The organism is Vibrio sp. V42_P2S4T144 (genome assembly GCF_009904715.1).
Classification (GTDB): Bacteria; Pseudomonadota; Gammaproteobacteria; order Enterobacterales; family Vibrionaceae; genus Vibrio; species Vibrio alginolyticus.
Genome location: NZ_WXWS01000221.1, coordinates 1 through 6,668, shown reverse-complemented (window position 1 = coordinate 6,668; position 6,668 = coordinate 1). Strand labels below are relative to the sequence as shown.

Sequence of the window (6,668 nt, the reverse complement as noted above, 5' to 3'; positions counted from 1 at the left end):
ACGCTGGTTACTCATGTTAAAAATATCTTTCAACTCAGGGTTATGAGTAAACATACGCTCGTAAAAGTGCGCGGTCAGTTTTGGTCCTGTTTCGGCGATGAGTGGTGCGGTCGCTTTGACGATCTCGATAGTTTGATTGCTGAGCATAAGGGCTTCCTACTTTAAGTTGTATTTATAATGCATGTTTAAAGTTGTATCTCAAATGTATCTTTCGATCAAGAAAAGATTTACACTTTTATCGATAGCTCAAGTTTGGGGTTTTAGCATCACCAGCGGGTTATTGAGTCGCACTTTGGGAGAGAATATGCAGTTAACTAGTTTCACTGATTATGCGTTGAGAACCTTAATTTTCTTGGCTTCGTTGCCGGAAGATGAGTTAACCAGCATTACCGAAGTGACGGATTTATTTGGTGTGTCGCGCAACCATATGGTTAAAGTTATCAATCGGTTAGGGCAGTTGGGTTATGTCCATACCGTGCGCGGAAAAAACGGTGGTATCCGGCTGATGAAGCCAGCGTCTGAAATCACAGTCGGTGGTGTTGTGCGCGATTTAGAGCCGTTAGATTTAGTCAACTGTGGTGTGGATTTTTGCCATATTACCCCTGCTTGCCGCCTCAAAGATAAATTGGCGAAAGCAAAAAGTGCCTTTCTGGCGGAGTTGGATGACTGCACGATTGAATCCTTGCTCAGTGACAATTCTGAACTTTTGATCTTGCTGGCTCGTCCTTAACTCATTTGCATGCCTAGAGTCGATCTCGATCATTCTTTTTTCAAAGCAATTCTGTAGCTTATCGAGAGACTCAGATATACTAGCCATATACCTTCCTTGCTAGATAGGCGTGCCTATGTCAGACAATATTCCAAACGATCCTTTTGCAGATCGTGAATCCAAAAATTACGAAAATCCAATTCCAAGCCGAGAGTTTATCATCGAGTTTCTAGAGCAAGCGGGCGTTCCAATGAATCGTAACGACTTGTTTGAGGCACTAAAGCTTGAGGGCGAAGAGCAATACGAAGGGTTGCGTCGTCGGCTACGTGCGATGGAGCGAGATGGCCAACTGGTGTTTACCCGCCGTCAGTGCTATGCATTGCCTGAAAAACTTGAAATGGTGAAAGGTTACGTGATTGGTCATCGTGATGGCCATGGTTGGGTACGTCCAGAAGGCAGCGTCGGCAAGGATGATGATATTCTGTTACCGCACCATCAGATGAAGAACATCATCCACGGTGATTTTGTCTTAGTGCAACCGACAGACAACAGCAAGCGCGGCCGCCGTGAAGGACGTTTGGTGCGTGTGCTAGAGGAGCGCAATGATCAAATCGTTGGTCGTTTCTTCCTTGAATATGGATACTCCTATGTTGTCCCAGATGACTCGCGTATCAGCCAAGATATCCTGATCCCAAATGAGCACAAAGCGGGTGCACGCATGGGTAACGTAGTCGTAATTGAAATTACTGATCGTGGCTCACGCTCACGCGGCATGATGGGTAAAGTGGTTGAAGTCCTTGGTGAAAACATGGCACCAGGTATGGAAACACAAATTGCGATTCGTACACACCAAATCCCTCACGAATGGCCAGAAGCCGTCGATAAACAAATCGAAAACTTAGGCGAAGAAGTACCAGAAGAAGCGAAAGTTGGTCGTGTGGATCTACGTGATTTGCCACTAGTGACCATTGACGGCGAAGACGCACGAGACTTTGATGATGCCGTTTACTGTGAAAAGAACAAAGAAGGTGGTTGGCGTTTATGGGTAGCGATTGCTGACGTCAGTTACTACGTTCGTCCTGACTCTGCGTTGGACAAAGAAGCGATCAATCGTGGTAACTCAGTATATTTCCCTTCGCAAGTTGTGCCAATGTTGCCAGAAGTACTGTCGAACGGTCTATGTTCGCTTAACCCGCAAGTAGATCGCTTGTGTATGGTGTGCGAAATGACCATTTCCGATACAGGTAAGCTGTCTGGTTACAAGCATTACGAGGCGGTGATGAACTCGCACGCTCGTCTCACATATAGCAAAGTGAGCGCGATTCTAGAAGGGGATGAAGAACTACGTGAGCGCTACCAGCCGCTTGTTTCTCATCTAGAAGAGTTGCACAAGATGTACAAAGTGCTGAAAGAAGCACGAGATCAACGCGGTGCAATCGAATTTGAAACCGTTGAAACCAAATTTATTTTCAATGCGGAACGTAAAATCGAAAGCATTGAGCCAGTAATTCGTAATGACGCGCATAAGATCATCGAAGAATGTATGATTTTAGCCAACATTGCTTCGGCATCGCTGGTAGAAAAAGCGAAAGAGCCCGCGCTTTATCGTATCCACGAATCTCCAGGTGAATTACGCCTGCAAGGTTTCCGTGACTTCTTAAGTGAACTTGGTCTTGAGCTAAAAGGTGGTTTAGAGCCTTCACCAACGGACTATGCTGATCTCGCACGTCAAATCTCCGGGCGTCAAGATCAAGAGTTGATTCAGACCATGCTGCTACGCTCAATGAAGCAAGCGGTATACAACGCAGATAACGCGGGGCACTTTGGGTTGGCATTGAAACGCTATGCGCACTTTACGTCGCCAATTCGTCGTTACCCTGACTTGTTACTTCACCGTGCAATCAAGTATCTGATTGCTAAAGAAGAAGGTCGTAATCAAGATCGCTGGACACCAACAGGTGGCTATCATTACTCGTTTGACGACATGGATTTTTACGGCGAACAATGTTCGATGACAGAGCGCCGTGCTGATGATGCAACACGTGATGTTGCGGATTGGCTGAAGTGTGAATATATGCAAGACCACGTCGGTGACGAACTAGACGGTGTTATCGCTAATGTCACTAGCTTTGGCTTCTTTGTACGTTTAACGGATTTGCACATCGATGGTTTGGTACATATTTCTACCCTTGCGAACGACTACTATCAATTTGACCCGATTGGTCAACGACTTATTGGTGAAAGTTTCGGTAACATCTACCGCTTAGGTGATGCAGTAAAAGTAAAAGTACTGGCTGTTAACCTCGATGACAAGCAAATTGACTTTGAATTGGTCGAAACAAGTCGTAAGCTACGCGGCGAAGGTAAGACTGCGAAGAAACGCGCAGCGGAAGCAAAACGCAAAGCGAAAGATAAAAAACGCGCTGCGACTCGCTCTTCATCGAAAGAAGGTGGCGCGGCTCGTGCAATTCCTGCGATAGAGCCAACTAAACGCCCAGAAGAAACGGGCGCAACGAGTAAGCGTAATGGCCCAAAACGTGGTGACGCCGAAGGCAACGAGAAGCCTAAAGTGAAAAAAGCACGTAAAAAGAAGCCGCACAGTAAGCCGAAGAAAACCAAGCGCACTAAAAAAGAAGCGCAGTAGGTTGAAGCGCCAACTTAGTTCAAACTCGGTTGGCGCAGGCAATACGACCAGAACAACAGGTTAAACAATGAGTAACGAATTTATCTACGGCATTCACGCAGTGAAGGCGGTATTGGAGCGCGAACCAGAGCGTTTTATCGAGGCGTACGTTTTAAAAGGTCGTCAAGATGATCGCCTAATGCCAATCCTAAATGATCTTCAGGTTTGTGGTGTTTCTATTCAGCAGATGACACGTAAAACCTTGGATGACAAAGCACGCGGTGCAAATCACCAAGGCATCATCGCTCGTGTGAAACCAGCGAAGCAGCTGAATGAGAACGATATTGATGACATCCTTGCAAAGCACGAATCACCACTGCTCTTAGTGTTAGACGGCGTGACCGATCCACACAATCTTGGTGCGTGTTTACGTAACGCAGATGCGGCAGGTGCTGCGGCGATCATCGTACCGAAAGATCGTTCTGCGCCAATGAATGCGACGGTAAGTAAAGTCGCTTGTGGTGCAGCTGAAGTCGTACCATTGATCCGAGTGACTAACTTGGCTCGTACTATGCGTACATTGCAAGAGAAAGGCATCTGGTTTGTTGGTACTGCGGGTGAAGCAACGCACGACATCTACCAAGCCAAACTGACTGGACCTCTTGCTATCGTAATGGGGGCTGAAGGTGACGGTATGCGTCGTCTGACTCGTGAAACCTGCGACGATTTGATTAAGATCCCAATGGCTGGTAGCGTTTCAAGCTTGAACGTATCTGTGGCATCCGGCATCTGTTTGTTTGAGGCAGTTCGTCAGCGTATTGCTGCAAAGTAACGACGAAACAAACAGTTACTGTAGAATCAGACATAATGATAAAAACAAAGGATGGGGTGCCATCCTTTGTCGTTTTCACCGATTTATAAATAAAAATCCTCAGGGAAGTTATGACTCAACAAGACATTAAATTCATCGCCTTCGATCTAGATGGTACTTTGCTTGATAGCGTGCCCGATCTAGCTGTCGCGGCAGACCAAGCAGTACAGGCGCTTGGCTTTCCATCGGTTTCAGAAGAACAAGTTCGTGATTACGTGGGTAACGGCGCAGACGTGCTTATTGGTCGCTCATTAAGCCAAAGCCTGACCATCAACCCGGAGCTGAGTGAAGAGCTTCGTGCTAAAGCGCGTGTATTGTTTGATGATTACTACGAGCAAAGCGGTCACAAGCTAAGTCATCTTTACCCAACGGTAAAAGAGACACTAGCAGAGCTGCACAAAGCGGGCTTTGTTATGGCGTTGGTGACCAACAAACCTTCAAAGTTTGTGCCTGACGTTTTGGAAAAGCACGACATCGCAAAATACTTCGTTGATGTCCTTGGCGGTGATGCATTCCCAGAGAAAAAACCAAACCCAGTAGCATTGAACTGGTTGATGGAAAAGCACCAAATCCAACCAAGTGAAATGCTGATGGTTGGCGACTCGAAAAACGATATTCTCGCAGCAAAGAATGCAGGCTGTGCCTCATTTGGTCTGACATATGGTTATAACCACGGTGAACCTATTTCAGCATCAAATCCAGATTTCGTCGCTGACAGTTTGGCAGAATTATTGGACGTTGTAGCGGTTTCTGCATAACGGCTACAAAAGAGCTTCCAAAATACTCGTTAATGAGTACACTGAGTAAACCGTGCACCTATTACTGCACGGTTTTTTTCATTTAATTAGATTAAGAAGTCAAAGGAATCATTCTAATGAGCAAACCCATTGTATTGAGTGGTGTTCAACCTTCAGGTGAACTAAGTATCGGTAACTACTTGGGTGCTCTACGTCAATGGCAGCAGATGCAAGACGATTATGATTGCCAATATTGTGTGGTAGACCTTCACGCGATTACGGTTCGTCAGGACCCTAAAGCGCTGCATGAAGCAACTCTAGACGCACTGGCAATTTGTCTGGCAGTTGGTGTTGACCCGAAGAAGAGCACGCTATTTGTTCAGTCACATGTACCAGAGCATGCTCAATTAGGTTGGCTTCTTAACTGCTACACTCAAATGGGTGAGCTGAGCCGTATGACTCAGTTTAAAGACAAATCGGCACGTTACGCGAATGACGTAAACGTCGGTCTATTTGACTACCCGGTGTTGATGGCGGCTGACATTTTGCTTTACGGTGCACACCAAGTACCTGTAGGCAGTGACCAGAAGCAACATCTAGAATTAGCGCGCGATATCGCAACGCGTTTCAACAATATTTACTCGCCAGAGCAGCCAATCTTCCAAGTTCCAGAGCCTTACATTCCGACAGTAAATGCGCGTGTAATGAGCCTTCAAGACGCAACGAAGAAGATGTCTAAATCTGATGACAACCGTAAGAACGTTATCACGCTGCTGGAAGAGCCTAAGTCGATCCTTAAGAAGATCAACAAAGCGCAAACCGATACCGAAACGCCACCAAGTATCCGTCATGATATCGAGAACAAGGCGGGCATTGCTAACCTAATGGGTCTGTACTCCGCGGCGACAGGTATGAGCTTCGAAGAGATTGAAGCGAAGTACCAAGGCGTAGAAATGTATGGCCCATTTAAGAAAGATGTTGGTGAGGCAGTTGTAGCAATGCTTGAGCCAATTCAAGCAGAATATCACCGTATTCGCGCTGATCGTGCTTACATGGACGAGGTAATGCAGCAAGGCGCTGAGAAAGCCTCGGCACGAGCGGCTGAAACGCTTAAGAAAGCATACGAAGCAGTAGGTTTTGTAGCTCGCCCATAGTTGCTAAGAACGAATACGAAAAAGCTCCACTTTGGTGGAGCTTTTTTTATGCCTGTATTACTGAAATGGTGTGTCTTTCATACAGCGTTCCATGTCGTAATATTCAACACGTCCTCGAGCCCCTAGAAAGGCAGACTTCACAACCATGCCTCTATCAATGAAGTAACTAAGCTGTACGCATGATATATCGTAGCTGAGTTCTTTAATTCTCGCTGGAATCCAGTAGGTTCCTGGCGTTCTTAGACGCTGAGTAAAGGTAATAACACCCTCGTCACTGACTTCTAGTTCTTCAATACCATCCAGTTCATTTTTGGCTGATTCGATGATGTCTTGATTCGCCGTAGGTTGAAGTGGCTCACTGGCGGTCAACTGACACCCCGCTATCAAGCCAAGTAGGGAGATAGCTAGCACACTGCGTTGAATTGTTTTCATTTGTCGTTCCTGGGTTTACAGCTAATGAGATCTTGTTGTCTCGCGCAGGTGTTATATCTTTTGTGTATATTTTTGGCTAGTGAGTAATGAAAAGTTATTGAATAAATCATGAAAACTTTGAAGTATGAGGGGCCTGTAAAAG

At 46.0% G+C, this 6,668-nt stretch carries 6 protein-coding genes and 1 pseudogene; 5 read left to right on the top strand and 2 right to left on the bottom strand.

Annotated features, from left to right (window positions below):
- A pseudogene (locus CAG68_RS07940) lies at positions 1 to 147 on the bottom strand (globin domain-containing protein); the annotation flags it as partial.
- A gap of 157 nt (positions 148 to 304) precedes the next feature.
- On the opposite strand from CAG68_RS07940, the gene nsrR reads away from it, so the two are divergent.
- The 5 genes from nsrR (at position 305) to trpS (ending at position 6,094) form a co-directional block, all read left to right on the top strand.
- Positions 305 to 730 carry a nitric oxide-sensing transcriptional repressor NsrR gene (nsrR, locus tag CAG68_RS07935; protein ID WP_005381392.1) on the top strand — a complete coding sequence of 142 codons (426 nt, stop codon included), beginning with the start codon at positions 305 to 307 and terminating at the stop codon, positions 728 to 730.
- Between the two features lie 115 nt (positions 731 to 845).
- Positions 846 to 3,353 carry a ribonuclease R gene (rnr, locus tag CAG68_RS07930; RefSeq protein WP_064368822.1) on the top strand — a complete coding sequence of 836 codons (2,508 nt, stop codon included), beginning with the start codon at positions 846 to 848 and terminating at the stop codon, positions 3,351 to 3,353.
- 67 nt (positions 3,354 to 3,420) lie between these two features.
- Positions 3,421 to 4,164 carry a 23S rRNA (guanosine(2251)-2'-O)-methyltransferase RlmB gene (gene rlmB / locus CAG68_RS07925; protein ID WP_047103967.1) on the top strand — a complete coding sequence of 248 codons (744 nt, stop codon included), beginning with the start codon at positions 3,421 to 3,423 and terminating at the stop codon, positions 4,162 to 4,164.
- A 110-nt stretch (positions 4,165 to 4,274) separates the two neighbouring features.
- Positions 4,275 to 4,961 (top strand): phosphoglycolate phosphatase, encoded by a 687-nt coding sequence (locus CAG68_RS07920; protein ID WP_005382834.1) that lies wholly within the window; start codon positions 4,275 to 4,277, stop codon positions 4,959 to 4,961.
- Between the two features lie 116 nt (positions 4,962 to 5,077).
- Complete coding sequence (gene trpS / locus CAG68_RS07915; RefSeq protein WP_005381398.1) at positions 5,078 to 6,094, top strand: tryptophan--tRNA ligase; 1,017 nt, start codon at positions 5,078 to 5,080, stop codon at positions 6,092 to 6,094.
- A 57-nt stretch (positions 6,095 to 6,151) separates the two neighbouring features.
- Here trpS and CAG68_RS07910 read toward each other — a convergent pair whose 3' ends face one another.
- Positions 6,152 to 6,526, bottom strand: coding sequence for a hypothetical protein (locus tag CAG68_RS07910; protein ID WP_053303037.1), 375 nt, complete (start codon positions 6,524 to 6,526; stop codon positions 6,152 to 6,154).
- Positions 6,527 to 6,668 lie beyond the last annotated feature (142 nt).